Genomic DNA, 15,997 nt, shown 5'->3' with positions numbered 1-15,997 from the left:
CCACTCAACCACACACAGCCGGTAAGCACACTGCCCGAAGTTCAGCCTTGGGCGAGCGCGGCCACCGTTCGGTCCACGGTGTCCTTGGCGGGGTCGGTCTGGCCACTCACATCGTTGAAGATCACCGAGTACACGAGCACTTCCCCTTCCGCCCGTTGCACGTAGCCGCTCAGCGACACCACCGAATTGAGCGTGCCGGTCTTTGCGCGGGTGAGTCCCCTGGCCGCCTGCTCGTCCGGGTCGTCGAAGCGCTCGGTGAGCGTTCCGGTGGCACCGCCCAGCGGCAGTCCCTGTCCATAGGGCCCCAGCTCCGGATCGGTCAGCAGCGCACGAGTGGCCTGCGCCAGCATTCCCGTGGTCACGCGGTTGGACAGCGCCATGCCACTGGCGTCCACGACCTCCGCCCCGGTGAGGTCGATCTCGTGGGCCTCCAGCGTGGCACGAATGGCGTTCTGCACACCCGCAACGCTGCCCTGCTCCCCCGCTTCTCGAGCCGCGATGCGTGCCAGGGTCTCGGCGAGCGAATTGTCCGAGTGTTCGAGCATGAACGCGGTTTGTTCGTGGACGGGTGCGGATTCCACGCGCGCTAGCTCCGTACCCTGCTCGGGCGCGGAGTGGTTTCCCGGGCTCACTCTGGTGCCCGCCCCCAGGTGCCGTTGCAACCGCTCTCGGAACTCCATGGCCACGGCGTTCGGCGCGTTCTCGGGGCGTTCGCCTCGGGCTCCCGGATCCCGCCCGTCCGGGGTGGGAACCCTGTGCGAATACATGGCGATGGATGAGACGGCGGTGATTTCGCCGGCCTCGACGTCCTCGTCCGCCCAGCCCGGGTTCAGTGCGGGCCCCGAGAAGAGGGAGGTGTCCAACCCCACCTCGATCTCCCCCTGAATGCCGCGCTCGACGAGCGCATCCGCGGTCCCTTCTGCGAGGTCCTCTATCCCTGCGTGTCCGTTCACGGCTTTGGGGTCGCCCTCACCCGGCGCCAGCGTGGTGTCTCCACCGGCGACGAGCGTGATCTGGCGGGGATTTTCCCCCGTCACCACAGTGGTGGCAAGCCGCGCGTACGGGTCCAGGTGCGCGGCCACCGTCAGCGCGGTCAGTGTTTTCTGATTGGACGCGGGGATTCTCGGCGCGCCAGCCTCTCGTTCTGCTAGCACCTCTCCGGATTCGGCGTCGAGGACCGTGACACTCGAACTCCCCGGTGCGCCGGTCAGTTCGGCGTCCACGATGTTCTGGACCTCAGCACCTTGTGCAGCCGGGCTTTCCGCCGACGACGCCGCGGCCTGCAGTACCCCAGGCAGGTCCCCCGCTTCACCGGGCGGGGTAACCACCCTCATGGGCTCACCGGGCTCGCCCCGATCCACTTCCGCCAGCAACGCGGGGATTGCCCACAGCGAACTGAGAATTAGCGCCACGATGAGCAACGCCGCCACAACGGGACCCAACAGGCTCTTGGGTCGCTTGGGCGGCGGGGCGCTGGGCTTACTCATGCGGCCATTCTTTCGCATGTACGGGATTGAAACGAACCGATTGCCAGGCCCCGAGCGGCGTCGTTGATTGCTGTGCGCGCGGCACGTGCCGCTATCGTGGAACCCAACGTGATTTCGGGGCCTCAACTCGCGCCCCGATACAACCAAGACTCGAACACGAGGAGCACTGCTATGGAGCTGGACGTCACTATCGAGATTCCCCGCGGATCCCGCGTCAAGTACGAAATCGACCACGAGACCGGTCGCATCCGCCTGGATCGTGTGTTGTTCACGTCCATGCAGTACCCCACCCACTACGGCTACTTCGAAGACACCCTGGGTGAGGACGGCGACCCGCTGGACGCCATGATCATCATGGACGTGGACATCATGCCCGGCGTGATCGTGGAAGCCCGCCCCATCGCCGTGTTCAACATGACCGACGAGGCCGGTGGCGATGCCAAGGTGCTGTGCGTCTCCGTGGACAAGCGGTACGACGAGATCCAGGGCCTTGAGGACGTCAACGAGTTCAAGCAGAAGGAGATCCAGCACTTCTTCGAGCGCTACAAGGACCTCGAGCCCAACAAGTGGGTCAAGGGTGAAGGTTGGGAAGGCAAAGAGACCGCTGAGCGCCTGATCGTCGAGGCTCAGGAACGCTTCCAGAAGTCCCAGTACGACTCCGCAGCCGAAGCCGAACAGGACAACTGAGTCCCGCTCACCTTCTCGTGGGACCCTGCACCAATTCCTGGTGCGGGGTCCCGGCGTTTTCGCCCACGCTAATGCCCTGACCAGGAGCTCGAGGTGGCAGGTCGTTGGACTCGAAAAACTTTCAGAGGAAAACTCTTGTCACTCTGCATTCCGTACGCTAAATTTTCTACTAACCGGTAATACCGGTGACGAACCGGGAGAATTTCCCCCAAATCCCTCCCGGATTCGAGTACCCGAGCGCAGCAGATTTGAAACTCTCGCGAGTTTTGGTGGTTCCCCCAACTTGTCGAAACTTTTGGCGCTCGGACGAATCCCGTTCGAGGCGTATACCGAGCACGGGAGTCGGCCGGTGAATGTCCCCCATGCTCACCGGCCGACACCTTTTTAACGTGACCGTTCGGCGGCCTATGCGTGTCGGTGGGTTGTGGTGGGATGGTTTTGAGCACCCCGCAGACCACGTGCGGTGGCGCTCCGTCCGCCCGCCCCGCCCGCCCGTTCGAGGTGATCTCCGTGCTTGGCTCACAACCTGCGCCTTACGAGCGCGTGTATGTGTTCCACGGCAGCGCCTCGACGCAGTTGCTCGGGACCGTCCGTCTGGTCACGGCAGCGCAGAAATTGCTCGCGGCCGCCGGTGTCGACCCGCACGTTTCACCGGCCATCCACACGGACATCGTGGCCCGCCCGTACACGAATGAAGCGCTCCAGGATCCGATTCTCGATGCGCCCTCGCCCTGGGTCCGTTCCCACACCAGCGTGACGGAGCTCTCCGTGCAACTGCCCGCCCAGATGTTCTGGGACCGGCTCAATGCCGGAAGTTGGGCCACCTGGTCCGAGCAATGGCCCTCCCCCGCGGACGGCCCCATGTTCCCGCCCAGTGTCCCGGACTGGTTGGCTCATGCTCCCCGGTGGGAACTGGACCCGCTCGCACCGGCCCTGGGGCCCGCCGCACCGGGTGGTTGGATCTGGGCCCCCGCATCATCGGACGGGTCCACCGAGGCCGGTGGTTCCGAGGCCTCCGCTCCGTCTTCACCCTCTCGAGCGAGCGGTGTCGCGTGGGACGAGGCCCACGAGACCGGGGAACAGTATCCCTGGGTGGGTCTCTTTCAACTCACGGATGTGGAGTCATTCTGGGTGCTGACAACTCCGGAGCGTCTGGATCAGGTGGTCGCCCTCTGCGAGGAGCTCAGCGGCACGCACTCCGCCTTCTCGTGGCTGACCGGGTATTTCGATCCGATGGACGTCCTGGGATCGCTGCGCCTTCCCATGGAGTGCGCCGCGGAGCTGGAGTACGCCCTGACCGAGCGTGGCTATTCCGTGGACGTGTGGTGGTGAACGGATGAGCTCGGGCCCGAGCGCACTTCGGTAGTGACGGCTGGAGCGCCGGTCACCGGCGGCGAACCAAGGCACGGTCGGCTAGAACTGTTCGGCGCACCGCTGCAAGAGCGTGGCAGCGGCGGGACGGGCTTCCCATTCTTCGTTCCATAGTGAGCGCACCACGGCTTTGGAAACGGCCTGCGGGGTGATGCCCAGTTGAGCGGCCACGTCCTTCTGTTGCCCCCTCGCGCCGGGTGTCAGCAGATCCACCACGCGCCATTCGGCGTCACTGCGCACGCTGACGATTCTTCCCACGAGTTTAAGCACGGCCTGGGCCTCGGCCGCGGATTGCGGGTCGGCCGCGCACACGCGCACGGCCACTCGTTCACCGAGGCGTTGGGTCGCTGCGGCCTCGTGCCCGTAGAGCATGCCCGCGCCGTCCGCGGCGACCGCCAAGCGCCCCTCCGGATCGGTCACCCGGGTCAAGAACACTTCTCCCACGCCGATGGCCACCGCATAACGGTCCTCGCGCAGGGCGATCATGGTCGCGCTCACGGCGGCGTTCGGGTCTTCGGTCAACCCACGGACCTCACCGGGCCCGGTGGGTTGGAACGGCGCACTGGTGTTCAGATCGCTCAACTCGCGCGTGAGTTCACGGTCGGTGTCGGTACTGGGCCGGGAGCTGTCCTCCACGCGCTGAGTCAATGTCATCACAAACACGTTCTCAGTATCGCAGCTCGCTGCCCGGATTCATGCGGTTGAACCCGGTGCAGCGGAGCAGTGTCTGGGCTCAGAGCAGCGTCTGCAGGATGCGCGCCGCGCCGTCCTCGTAGACCGTGGTGGTGACCTCGTGGCACACCTCGGCCACTTCGTCGGGAGCCTGTCCCATGGCCACCCCGCGGGCGGCCCAGTCGAGCATCTCGATGTCGTTGCGACCGTCGCCCATGGCAATCGTGTGCGCGGGATCCACGTTCAACTGGCGCCGGATCTGCTCCAGCGCGCTCGCCTTGGACACTCCGTTGGCGGCCACGTCCAGCCACGAGGACCAACCCACGGAATAGGTCACGCCGTGCAGACCGGCCTCGTCGATCACCTTTCCGAACTCTTCAGGGGTGTCGTTGGCGCTGTAGACGACCAACCGGACCGCCGGTGTTTCGGACAGGGTCTTCAGATCCACGCCGATCGCCTCGATGCCGAAGGACGAGTCCTGGAACCGCTCGGTCGAATAAAACGTTCCGTCCTCACCCTCGAGTGCGAACTTGGCGGTGGGCAGTTTATCGGCCAGTGCTTCCAGCGCGGATGACGGGTCGAAGCTGACCCGGTCCACCACTTCGTAGTGGTTCTCGAGTTCCGGATCGAGTCGCAGTGTGATGCCGCCGTTGGAGCACACGGCAAAGCCGGACTCCATGTGTACCTGCCGGATCACGGGGAGTGTTGCGCCCATGGAGCGGCCGGTCGAGATCACCACGTGGTGACCCGCCGCGACCACTGCGCGGGCGGTGTCCTTTACGGCGCGGGACATTTTTCCGTCGTGGTCCACCAGGGTGCCGTCGACGTCCAGGGCAACGAGATACTTGACCCCTTCCTCCTTGGTCCAGGAACCCGTACGAACGGGCTGAACCTTGGTGGGGGGAAGCGTATCCGCCGCTGATTTCAGTTGTGCTTGCTGCCGGTCATCGATGCCAGCCTGTGTTTCAGTCATAACAGTCATGGTGTCACACCACCAGCTGCTCATGACACGACGCAGACCACACGGTTAAGGGCGCATGAACTCCCCGGCGCGTCAGTTCACCGGGCGCATCATGTCCTGACCGCGCATGTAAGGGCGCAGAATCTCGGGAATCACCACGGAACCGTCCTGCTGCTGGTGGGTCTCGAGGATCGCCACAATCCAGCGAGTGGTCGCCAACGTGCCGTTGAGGGTGGCGACGGCGCGCGTGCCCGCCTTCTTGGGTTTGCCGTCCGCGCCCGTGGTTTCCGGCAGGCGCTCGCGGATGTTCAGACGGCGGGCCTGATAGGTGGTGCAGTTGGAGGTCGAGGTCAGCTCGCGGTAACGGCCCTGGGTGGGTACCCACGCTTCGCAGTCGAACTTGCGGGCGGCCGATGTCCCCAGATCACCGGCGGCAGTGTCGATCACGCGGTAGCTGAGACCGCAGGCCTGCAACATCTGCTCCTCCCACGCCAGCAGCCGTTCGTGCTCGGCGGCGGCCTGGTCCTGGGTGCAGTAGACGAACATCTCCAGTTTGTTGAACTGATGCACGCGGATGATGCCGCGGGTGTCCTTACCGCCCGATCCTGCCTCGCGGCGGTAGCACGAGGACCACCCGGCGTAGCGCAGCGGACCGTCCGAGAGATCCAGGATCTCATCCATGTGATAGCCGGCCAGGGCCACCTCGGAGGTGCCGACCAGGTAGAGGTCGTCCTTCTCCACGCGGTAGATCTCGTCGTCGTGTTCCACATCGAAGCCGGTGCCGCTCATGACCTCGGGGCGCACCAGGTTGGGTGTGGTCATGGGAATGAATCCGTTGTCCAGCGCCAGGTCCTGGGCCGCGAGCAACAGTGCGTTCTCCAGGCGGGCGATGTCACGCTTGAGGAAGTAGAACCGGGAGCCGGAGACCTTGGCCCCGCGTTCCATGTCGATTCCATCGAGCAGTTCGGCGATTTCCAGGTGGTCTTTCGGCTCGAATCCTTCGGCCGCGAAATCGCGCGGGGTACCCTCGATGCGCAGCACCGTGAAGTCTTCTTCGCCACCGGAAGGCACGCCCTCTTCCACCAAATTGGGCAGCTGGGCGAGCAGCGCCTGCTGAGTCTGCTGAGCGGCGTCGGCGGTGGCCTGCGTGGCCTTGACGTCCGCGGCGAGCTGCTTGACCTGGGCGAGCAATTCCTGCTTCTCCTCACCCTGCGCCTTGGCGACCTTCTTGCCGAACGCGTTCTGCTCCGCGCGGAGGTTCTCGAACTCGGTGATGGCCGTCCGGCGCTGAGCGTCGGCATCGAGAATTCGATCCACCAGGCTCTCGTCGGCCTCGCGGGCTTTCTGGGAAGCACGGAACAGGTCGGGGTGGGCGCGCAGCTCATTGATATCGATCACCGTTCCAGGGTAGCGAACGCCGCAGGGTGACGCGGAACCCGCTGCCGCGCGTGGCTCACACCAAGCTGGCGACCGTAGACTGCCCCTGGTAAACAGGTGACTGTTCCTCCTACCGAGAAAGACTCCCGTGCGCACCAATTCTCTGGTGCCGCAGCGTGTTGCTGTGGTGCTCAACCCGATCAAGCTCCAAGCCGATGAGGCCCGAGACGCCGTGATCCTGGCATGCCGCAAGGGCGGCTGGTCCGATCCTGAGTTCTACCTCACCGAAGAAGACGATCCCGGATACTCCATGGCCCGGCGCGCCGTCGAGGACGGCGCGGACGTGGTCCTTGCCGCAGGCGGCGACGGCACCGTGCGAGCCGTGGCCGAAACGCTGGCCGGGACCGATACCGCCCTGGGGCTCGTTCCCCTGGGCACCGGCAACCTGCTGGCCCGCAACTTGGGTGCCAATTTGGCCGATCCGCGCCAGTGCGTGGACGTGGCCTTGTTCGGTTCCGAAAAATCCATCGACACGGTGTCCTTCAACGTGGAACGCGAGGACGGCACCACAGACAAGAACCGTTTCTTGGTCATGGGCGGCGGTGGCTTCGATGCACAGATCATGGCGGACACCAAGGACGACCTCAAGGACATGGTCGGCTGGGTCGCCTATGGCGAGGCCGGTGCCCGTCACCTGTTCAACCGCCCCGGTTGGGCCCGTTTCCAGGTGGACGGCGGCGAGTGGGAATCCGCCCGCTCCCGCTCCGTCATGGTGTGCAACTGCGGCGAACTCACCGGCGGCATGGTCCTGGTTCCGGACGCCAAACTCGACGACGGCGTTCTGGACCTTGTCGTCATGAGCCCCCGCAGCATGCTCGGCTGGGCCCGCATGGCCGCCAAGGTCCTCTTCCGCCACACCCACGACCTGCCCGTAATCGATTTCCACCGCGGCAAGCACGTGCGCGTGGAGTTCTGGGATGCCACCGAGTCCGAGATCGACGGTGATTCGCTGGGTAAGATCAAGGCCTTCGAATCCGAGGTGTTCCCCCGCTCCCTGCGCGTGCGCGTGGCACCCTCCATGGCCGATCTGGACGAGCCCGAGGCCCCGGTCATCGACGCCGCGGATCCGGACAAGATCTGAACGCACCCTGATCGACGGTAGGGCCAAAAGATCGCGATTTTGTGGTCGCACCGTTGATCATGTTGCGGCCAGCAAGAAACCAGAGTCGCACCGCCGATTCAGAGGTGCCCACCTACGACGACGCCGCCGCATCCCCCACTTCTTGCACCCGGCCCGGGGGCCGGAAGAGAAGGGGACGCGGCGGCGTCGTTTTGGGTGAACGTGGCGGCTAGGCTACGCCGGCGAGACCGAAGATCGCCGCGGCGATGGCGAAGCCCACCACACCGATGATGGTTTCCAGTACCGTCCAGGTCTTAAAGGTCGTCTTGACGTCCATTTCGAGGAAGCGACCGACCAGCCAGAAGCCGGAGTCGTTGACGTGGGACAGCACCACGGAACCGGCGGCCACGGCAACCACCATGGCCGCCAGCTGCATCGCGTTGTAATCACCGGCGAGCACGGCGGGAGCCACCAGTCCGGCCGCGGTGGTCAGCGCGACCGTGGCCGAACCCTGAGCAACGCGCATCACGGCGGCGATGATGAAGCCTGCCAGGATCACGGGGATACCCAGGTTCGAGAGCACGTTCTCCATGGCGTCGCCGATTCCCGAGGTACGCAGCACACCGCCGAACATGCCACCGGCACCGGTGATCAGGATGACCGAGCAAACGGGGCCGAGCGCGGACTCGAACGTCTTCTCGATCGCGGAACCGCTCATGCCGCGGACCTTACCGATGGTCAGGGCCGCAATGATCAGTGTGATGGTCAGGGCAATGGGTGTCTCACCGATGGCGCGCAGCAACTCGTACCAACCCCGACCGGCCGTGTCCTCCGAGACGGCGCCGGAGTTGGCCAAGGTACCCAGGCCGGTGTTGAGGAAGATCAACAGCATGGGCAGCAACAGGAGCATGATGACCAGGCCGACCGACGGCGGGTTCTTCACGTTCTCGGCCTCGCCCAGGATGCTGGGCACGGGGAGGTTGATCTTGCGCCCCATGACCTTGCCGAACAGGTAGGACGAGAGGTACCACGCGGGGATGGCGCAGACCAGGCCGACCAGGATGATGTAGCCGACGTTCGCCTCGAAGAAGGTCGCCGCGGTCACCGGACCCGGGTGGGGCGGCAGGAACACGTGCATCACGGAGAACGCACCCACGGCCGGCAGCGCGTAGGTCAACACGCTCCCGCCCAGGCGACGCGCCACGGAGAAGACCACCGGAAGCATGACCACCAGGCCGGCGTCGAAGAAGATCGGGAAGCCGAACAGCAGTGACGCCACACCCAGGGCGAGTGGGGCGCGCTTCTCCCCGAAAATTCCGATGAGCCTGTCCGCGAGCACCTGGGCACCGCCGGAGGTTTCCAGCAAGCGGCCGAGCATCGCGCCCAGGCCCACGAGCAGAGCCACGCTGGCCAGGGTGTTGCCGAAGCCGAACAGCAACACCGGAACCACTTCGCCGGTGGGGATACCCGTGGCGAACGCGGTCAGCGCGGAAATGATGATGAGTGCAAGGAACGCGTGAACGCGCAGCTTGATGATGAGCACCAGCAGCACGGCGATCGCCGCGGCTGCGATCAACAGCAGGGGACCCGCTGTGAGGGTTTGACTCCAGCCTTCGATTTCCATGGCGGCTATTGTCCTCTCAAGTGATCGACCCAGGATCGGGCCTGAATAAACGCGGCATCCGAGTGTTGTTTGGCAACCTCGATGACTCGCTGATCTGCTCGCGGATAGGAACCCAGGAATCGGGTGCGCGGGCACATACGCCGAACGCCCATCAGCGCATCCGCCACGCGGTCGTCCTGAATATGACCGTCGACGTCCACACTGAAGAAGTAGTCACCCAGGTGACTTCCGGTGGGCCGGGATTCAATGCGGGACAGGTTCACCCCGCGAGTGGCGAACTGCTCAAGGATCTCCATGAGCGCTCCGGCACGATCCTGCCACAGCGGAATCACCACCGAGGTTTTATCCGCGCCGGTGGGTTTGGGCATGGTTGCATCGGGCCTGGCCACCAGGATGAAACGTGTGACGGCATTTTTGTTGTCACCGATGTTCTCGGCCAGCACGGTCAGTTCGGGATGCCGATCGACGACGACGGGCGAGCACACCGCAGCGTCATAGCTGACACCTTCGGAGCTGGTACCGCCGTGACCGTCCAGGAAAGCGACGGCCGAGGCCGCCGTGGATGACGCCGCGACATATTCCACGCCCGGGATATTCTGTTCAACCCACCCGCGGATCTGCGCCCAGGCGTGGCTATGGGTGGAGATGGAGTGGATCTGATCCAAGGGCAGCTCCCCCGGCGCCACCAGCGTGAACTGAATGGGGACCAGGATCTCCTGGAGGATGCGAAGCTCGGCGCCCGAAGCGACGTCGTCAAGGGTGGCCGTCACACCGCCCTCGACCGAATTCTCGATGGGAACCACCGCGGCGTCCACGGTGCCCTCGCGCACGGCCGCGAGAGCGGACGGAACGGAGGCCATGGGAATCCGCTCGGATTCTCGAGCACCCGGAACCTGCATGAGAGCGGCCTCCGTGAAGGTGCCCTCGGGCCCGAGAAAAGCAAACCGACGCGGGCGTGGCCCCGAGTCCGCAAGGGGACCCGAGGCCACGCCGGAAACTGCCGCGTTCACAGGACGCGCGGAGTTTCGCCGTTTTCGGAAACCAGGGGCTTATCGGCATCCGCCCACGCGCCCATTCCGCCCAACACGTTGACGGGGTCGAATCCGTACTGCGCGAGGTAGGCGGTGGCCTTCAACGAACGTCCGCCGGAACGGCAGATGACGTAGACATCTTCATCCACCGGAACCTCGCCGGTGCGCTCGGCCAGCTGGGACAGCGGCAGGTGCTGAGCGCCGTCAATGTGGCCGGCATCCCATTCGTCCTGCTCGCGGACGTCCAGGACGGGTGCGCCCTGGGGAATGTCCTCAACGGACGCGGACGGCAGATTGTTCACGTTGTCCATGGTTCCTCCGAACTCAGAAGCGGAAAATTGATCCGCCTCCACCTTAACGCTGGACCGGGTCCAGGGGCTCTTCTTCGTGCGACGCGAACGGGCCGAGATCAGGCAGACCGTTCTTGGCCACACTGCGCTTGGACGCGCTGAAGCCAATGGTGGTGCCCACCACGATCACCACGCCGGCGATCAGGCTGTAGTACCAGTGCGGGTTGCTGAAATCGAACATGATGTACAGCGCCACAATGATGAGGAACGCCAAGCAGATGTAGTTGGTGACCGGAGCGCCGGGCATGCGGAAATTGACGGCATGCGCTTCGCCACGGGCTACCTTGCGGCGGTAGCCGATGTGCGAGACGAAGATCGAGATCCAGCCGAACAGGATGAACACCGCGCATGCGCTCAACACGACCTCGAATGCGGAAGCAGCACCCAGTGCGTAAATCAGGATGATGCCCAACAGGTAGAAACCGAGCAGGCAGATCAGTGCACCGGAGGGCACACCGCGCTTGGACACCGTGGCCGTGACGCGGGGCGCCTGACCGTGGGCTGCGAGGTTACGAAGCAGACGCACGCACGCGTAGAGGGTTGCATTCACGCCAGAAATAGCGGCGGTCAACACCACGAAGTTCATGATGCCCGCGAGCGCCGGGATGTTCAGCGAGCCCAGTGCGGTCACGAACGGTGACTCGTTGCCCGAGTACTGCTGGGTGGGCAACAGCATGGACAGCACCAGGATGGAGCCGATGTAGAACAGTGCAATACGCAGTACCACGGAGTTGATGGCGCGGGGCATGGAGCGCTCGGGGTCCTTGGCTTCACCAGCGGAGACGCCCACGATCTCAATGGCGGAGTACGAGAAGACCACACCGGACATCACGACCACCAGGGCCAGGACGCCACTCGTTGCGAAGCCCTCCGACCACAGGTTGGAAACAGAAGCCACGGTGGGGGCATTGAAGATGTCACCGGCAACCACCAGGATGATGCCCGCAATCAGGAACAACAGGATGGCCAGCACCTTGATCATGGCGGCCCAGGTCTCGATGAAGCCGTAGAGCTTCACGCTGAGCAGGTTACAGCCGACTATCACGAGTGCCGCGACCAGGGACGGGATCCAGCCCGGGATCTCCGGCCACCAGAACTGCACGTACACGGCGAGCGCCGCAATCTCGCCCACGCCGGCCACTGCGGCCAGCACCACGTAGATCCAACCGGTCATGTAAGCGAAGCGGTCGGAGACGAACTCTCGGGCGTAAGACACCCACGCGCCGGTGGTGGGCCGGTAGATCACCATTTCGCCCAGTGCTCGCATGAGCAGGTAGACGACCACGGAGACGACCAGGTAGGACAGCACCAGGGCCGGCCCGGCGGTGGCCAGACGTTGCCCGATTCCGAGGAACAGGCCCACACCGATGGCGCCGCCAATGGCGATCATCTGGATCTGGAAGTTACCGAGGGACTTCTTGTACCCCTCGTCACCCCGATCCTCGTACGTGGGCATGGGCCCTGTGGCGGGCTCTTTCGGGTCGAATGGCATGACATTCTCCTGTTCGTGGGGTGAACCACCCACCTGATGCGTCAATCAGTAATGCTCACGAGACGGACCCCCACCACGCACCGCCGGTAGTTGCTCACTGAGGGTAGTTCTGAAATCGGCGTGCAACGAACATTTCGGTTCATTTGCCCGAGTGAGTCGAAATGCGTCATATTGCGCCCGCGAAGAGCAATAAATGGCAGACAAGTGACACGTGGCTGTTGACGAGAGGCGATGTAACGGTCCACGCTGACCACCAATCGGCCGGTGTGAGACGGTTAGTCACTATGCCGCTTCTGGTGGATTCCACCATCGATCGCACGAGTAAAGGACGGTAAGAGACTTCATGACTCTCGACGTGATCTTCACCAACGGCACCATTCACACCCAGGATCCTGAGCACCCCACGGCTCACAGTTTGGGTGTTCACCAGGGGAAGGTCGTGAGCCTGGACGGCGAGCTGCCCACCGATCTCTTCGAGCGCGTGGTGGATCTCAAGGGTGCCGCCGTGGTCCCCGGGTTCAACGACGCTCACTGCCACCTGAGCTTCTTGGGCGAGTCGCTGGTTCAGCTGGACCTGCGCCCGTCCGCCATTTCCACCATGGACGACCTGATCGGCGCCGTGCGCGATGCCGCCGCAGACGCCGAGCCCGGCGAATGGATCCTGGGTCAGGGCTACGACCAGAATTATCTGGACGGCGCGCATCCCACCGCGGTAGCCCTGGACGAGGTCGCCCCGGACAATCCCGTGTGGCTGTGGCACAACTCGCGTCACATGGCCGTGGTCAACAGCAAGGCCTTCGAAATCGCCGGTTACCCCGGCCGCAAGGGCTTCGAGGTTCCGGAGGGTGGCGAGGTCCCGCTCGACGAGGACGGCGCCGCGCAGGGCCTGCTCTCGGAGACGGCCCGCGGCCTGGTCCAGGAAGTACTGCCCGCCAAGACCACCGAGGACGTTGCCGATCAGATTGCAGCCGCCTGCGACGCCGCTCTGGCCGCCGGCATCACGTCCATCACCGAACCGGGTTTGGGCTCTCCCGCGAACATCGGTCAGTCCTTCACGGATATCGCCGCCTACCAGCTGACCAAGGACCAGGGTCGGCTGCGCTTGCGCGCCACCGTGATGCCTTATCTGACCACGCTGCACCCCATCGATCCCAGCGGCAAGGACGTTGCCAATGAGTTCCCGGATGAGGATCAGCCCTTCGGTCTGGACTTGGGAATCCGCTCCGGCATGGGTGACGACTGGTTCCAGATCGGCGCCGTCAAGGTACTGTCGGACGGCTCTCTGATCGGCCGTTCCGCGTTCATGACCGAGGGCTACGCCGCTGATGCAGAAGAGGGCGTGGAGAACGTCGGCTTCCTGCAGTTCCCACAGGAATGGTTGGAACGCCGCCTGATCGCGGCGCACAAGAACGGCTGGCAGCTTGCCGTGCACGCCATCGGCGACGGCGCCGTGGACGTGGTGCTGGACATCATCGAGAAGGCACAGCAAGAATTCCCCCGCGAGGACGCCCGCCACCGTATCGAGCACTTCGGTGTCGCCAGCGACGAGCAAGTGGCCCGTTCGGCGGCTCTCGGAGTGGTTCCCGTGCCCCAGGGGCGGTTCGTGAACGAGCTCGGCGACGGTATGGCCAAGGCGCTGGGCGAGAAGCGCACCCGCCTGTGCTACCGCATGAAGTCCCTCATCGACGCGGGCATGGTGGCCCCCGCCTCCACGGACGCACCCGTGGTGGAGTACCCGCCGCTGTACAACATTCACGACATGGTCAACCGCCGCACGGCATCCGGCGCCCAGTTCGTTCCGGAAGAATGCATCACCGTGGACCAGGCCGTGAACGCCTACACCGTGGGCAGCGCGTACGCGTCCCACCAGGACGACTTCAAGGGCACCTTGAGCGCGGGCAAACTTGCGGACTTCGTGGTGCTCTCCGATGACATTTATGACATCGACCCGCAGACCATCAAGGACGTGCAGGTCACGGCCACGATTGTGGGTGGGGAAATTATGCACGGAAACCTGTAACCACCCGACAAATCATTCAGCGCGTCACCATTTATTGAAGTTAACGACCATTCTTCCGGCTCCCGGCGAGTCCGGTGCCTAACCAGGAGGTACTAATGACCAAACAGTCAGCCGGCCATCTCATTGTCGAGTCGCTCAAGCGCCACGGCGTGGAACGCGTGTTCTCCGTGCCCGGTGAGAGCTACCTGGACGTACTCGATGGCCTCTACAACTCGGGTATCGAGAACGTGGTGTGCCGCCAGGAGGGCGGCGCCCTGTACATGGCGGAGGCAGTGGGCAAGGCCACCGGTGAGCCCGGTGTCGCCATGGTGACCCGCGGTCCCGGTGCAGCCAACGCATTCGTTGGTGTCCACCTCGCATGGCAGGACTCCACTCCCCTGGTGCTATTCGTGGGCCTGATCCCGTTCGAGCACCGCATGAAGGAAGCCTTCCAGGAGTTCGACCCGTACGCGTGGTTCGGCACCCAGACCAAGCGCGTGTTCGTCCTCGACGAGGCCGAGCGCGCGTCCGAGGTCGTGGCCGAGGCATTCTTTGCCGCTACTTCCGGCCGCCCCGGTCCCGTGGTGGTCGGTCTCCCCGAGGACGTCATCACCGAAATGGTGGACCGCCCCGTGGTGCCGCGCATCCCCGTGACCGAGGGTTCCGTGAGCAACGAGGAGATCAACGACCTCAAGGCGGCCTTCGCCAAGGCCGAGCGTCCGGCAATGCTGCTCGGCGGTCCCCGCTGGACCGCGGAGGCCTCCAAGCAGGTCACCGCATTCGCCGAGAAGAACGGCATTCCGGTCATTACCGATTGGCGCGCCGCTGACCGTATCCCCGGCAACTCTTCCGTCAACGCGGGCGAGGTGGGTTATGGTCGCACCGAGGAGTCCTTGGCTGTCCTCAAGGACGCCGATCTGCTGCTCCTCGTGGGCGGCACCCTCTCCGACGTTCCGACGGAGAGCTTCACCGTTCGCCAGAACCCCGATGACGTCAACTGGATCGTCAACATCGACGCTTCCTTGCGCCAGCACTCGGGCGCGGTGACTCGTCAGATCCTGGCTTCCCCGGTGGCCTTCGGTCAGGCCGTGGCAGATCTGGACCTGGGCGAGCACCCGGACTGGACGTCGTGGCGCGAACCCGCCGTGGAAGCGCACCGCAAGGTCTCGCAGATCCCGGACAACACCGGCACCAACGCGGAGGGCACCGCTGACATGACCCTGGTCATGGAAGAGGTCCTCAAGCACATGCCGGAGGACACCCAGATCACGTTCGGTTCCGGTAACCACACCGCGTGGGGTCACCGCTACTTCCCGAACTCCTTCTACCCGTCCCAGTTCTCGGTGCGTAACGGCACCATGGGCTATTCGGTTCCCGCCGCCGTAGCGCTGTCGTTGGAGGACAAGGATCGCTTTGTCTTCTCGATCGCCGGCGACGGTGAGTTCCTCATGAACAGCCAGGAACTGGCCACGGCAAAGCAGTTCGGGGCGCACCCGCTGATCCTGGTCATGGACAACTCCCAGTTCGGCACCATCCGTTCCCACCAGGAAGCCCACTACCCGGGCCGCATCTCCGGAACGCAGCTGGCGAACCCGGACTTCGGCGTGCTGGGCGAGGGGTACGGCGGGTACGGAGCCCGCTTGGACAACAACGACGACATTGAGCGCGTCATCTCCGAGGCCATGAAGGCCACGCAGGAGGATCGCATCCCCGCCGTGGTGCACGTGGTGGTCGACCGCTCCAAGGTCATGCCGGGCATGTAATAACAGCCCGCTCGGTGTGTGGTGGCGGAATTTCCGCCGCCACACACCGTTTTCAGTCGGCAC

13 protein-coding genes are annotated in these 15,997 nt (G+C 64.5%); 5 read left to right on the top strand and 8 right to left on the bottom strand.

The features are described from left to right. Positions 1–41: 41 nt before the first annotated feature. Positions 42–1,487, bottom strand: a complete 1,446-nt coding sequence (dacB, locus tag EWV37_RS07150; protein ID WP_238663120.1) for a D-alanyl-D-alanine carboxypeptidase/D-alanyl-D-alanine endopeptidase — start codon at positions 1,485–1,487, stop codon at positions 42–44. Positions 1,488–1,658: 171 nt separating this feature from the next. Between dacB and EWV37_RS07145 the strand changes: the two genes are divergently transcribed. Together EWV37_RS07145 and EWV37_RS07140 are read left to right on the top strand one after the other, a co-directional pair. Then, a complete protein-coding gene (locus EWV37_RS07145; RefSeq protein ID WP_095797691.1) occupies positions 1,659–2,174 on the top strand; it encodes an inorganic diphosphatase in 516 nt (171 codons plus the stop codon). Between the two features lie 438 nt (positions 2,175–2,612). Continuing rightward, entirely contained in the window at positions 2,613–3,506 is an 894-nt protein-coding gene (locus tag EWV37_RS07140; protein ID WP_238663119.1) for a hypothetical protein, read from the top strand. Positions 3,507–3,587: 81 nt separating this feature from the next. Here EWV37_RS07140 and EWV37_RS07135 read toward each other — a convergent pair whose 3' ends face one another. From EWV37_RS07135 to serS, 3 genes are all read right to left on the bottom strand, one after another. Further along, entirely contained in the window at positions 3,588–4,199 is a 612-nt protein-coding gene (locus EWV37_RS07135) for a hypothetical protein (RefSeq protein ID WP_238663118.1), read from the bottom strand. Positions 4,200–4,278: 79 nt separating this feature from the next. Next, positions 4,279–5,199 (bottom strand): HAD family hydrolase, encoded by a 921-nt coding sequence (locus EWV37_RS07130; RefSeq protein ID WP_371514677.1) that lies wholly within the window; start codon positions 5,197–5,199, stop codon positions 4,279–4,281. 72 nt (positions 5,200–5,271) lie between these two features. Beyond that, positions 5,272–6,576, bottom strand: coding sequence for a serine--tRNA ligase (gene serS, locus EWV37_RS07125; protein ID WP_129700730.1), 1,305 nt, complete (start codon positions 6,574–6,576; stop codon positions 5,272–5,274). Positions 6,577–6,703: 127 nt separating this feature from the next. Here serS and EWV37_RS07120 point away from each other — a divergent pair, with 127 nt between their 5' ends. After that, positions 6,704–7,696 (top strand): diacylglycerol/lipid kinase family protein, encoded by a 993-nt coding sequence (locus EWV37_RS07120; RefSeq protein ID WP_165189311.1) that lies wholly within the window; start codon positions 6,704–6,706, stop codon positions 7,694–7,696. 208 nt (positions 7,697–7,904) lie between these two features. Here the strand turns inward: EWV37_RS07120 and EWV37_RS07115 are convergent, their stop codons facing one another. The 4 genes from EWV37_RS07115 to EWV37_RS07100 are packed head-to-tail and all read right to left on the bottom strand — an operon-like array spanning position 7,905 to position 12,172. Next, positions 7,905–9,299 (bottom strand): GntP family permease, encoded by a 1,395-nt coding sequence (locus tag EWV37_RS07115; RefSeq protein ID WP_129700726.1) that lies wholly within the window; start codon positions 9,297–9,299, stop codon positions 7,905–7,907. 5 nt (positions 9,300–9,304) lie between these two features. Further along, positions 9,305–10,309: a prephenate dehydratase gene (gene pheA / locus EWV37_RS07110; protein WP_129700724.1), complete on the bottom strand. Its 1,005-nt coding sequence runs from the start codon at positions 10,307–10,309 to the stop codon at positions 9,305–9,307. After that, on the bottom strand, positions 10,306–10,641 hold the full coding sequence (locus EWV37_RS07105) for a rhodanese-like domain-containing protein (protein ID WP_031272826.1): 336 nt from the start codon (positions 10,639–10,641) through the stop codon (positions 10,306–10,308). The genes pheA and EWV37_RS07105 overlap by 4 nt, the downstream gene beginning before the upstream one ends. Positions 10,642–10,684: 43 nt before the next feature. Beyond that, positions 10,685–12,172 carry an amino acid permease gene (locus EWV37_RS07100; protein WP_129700722.1) on the bottom strand — a complete coding sequence of 496 codons (1,488 nt, stop codon included), beginning with the start codon at positions 12,170–12,172 and terminating at the stop codon, positions 10,685–10,687. A gap of 343 nt (positions 12,173–12,515) precedes the next feature. Between EWV37_RS07100 and EWV37_RS07095 the strand changes: the two genes are divergently transcribed. Together EWV37_RS07095 and EWV37_RS07090 are read left to right on the top strand one after the other, a co-directional pair. Further along, positions 12,516–14,192 (top strand): amidohydrolase, encoded by a 1,677-nt coding sequence (locus tag EWV37_RS07095; protein WP_129700720.1) that lies wholly within the window; start codon positions 12,516–12,518, stop codon positions 14,190–14,192. Between the two features lie 95 nt (positions 14,193–14,287). Beyond that, positions 14,288–15,934 (top strand): thiamine pyrophosphate-binding protein, encoded by a 1,647-nt coding sequence (locus EWV37_RS07090; RefSeq protein WP_129700718.1) that lies wholly within the window; start codon positions 14,288–14,290, stop codon positions 15,932–15,934. Positions 15,935–15,997 lie beyond the last annotated feature (63 nt).

Source organism: Kocuria carniphila, assembly GCF_004136555.1.
Classification (GTDB): domain Bacteria; phylum Actinomycetota; class Actinomycetes; order Actinomycetales; family Micrococcaceae; genus Kocuria; species Kocuria carniphila.
Note: the sequence above shows the minus strand (reverse complement) of the source record. Positions and strands in the feature narration are given on the sequence as shown.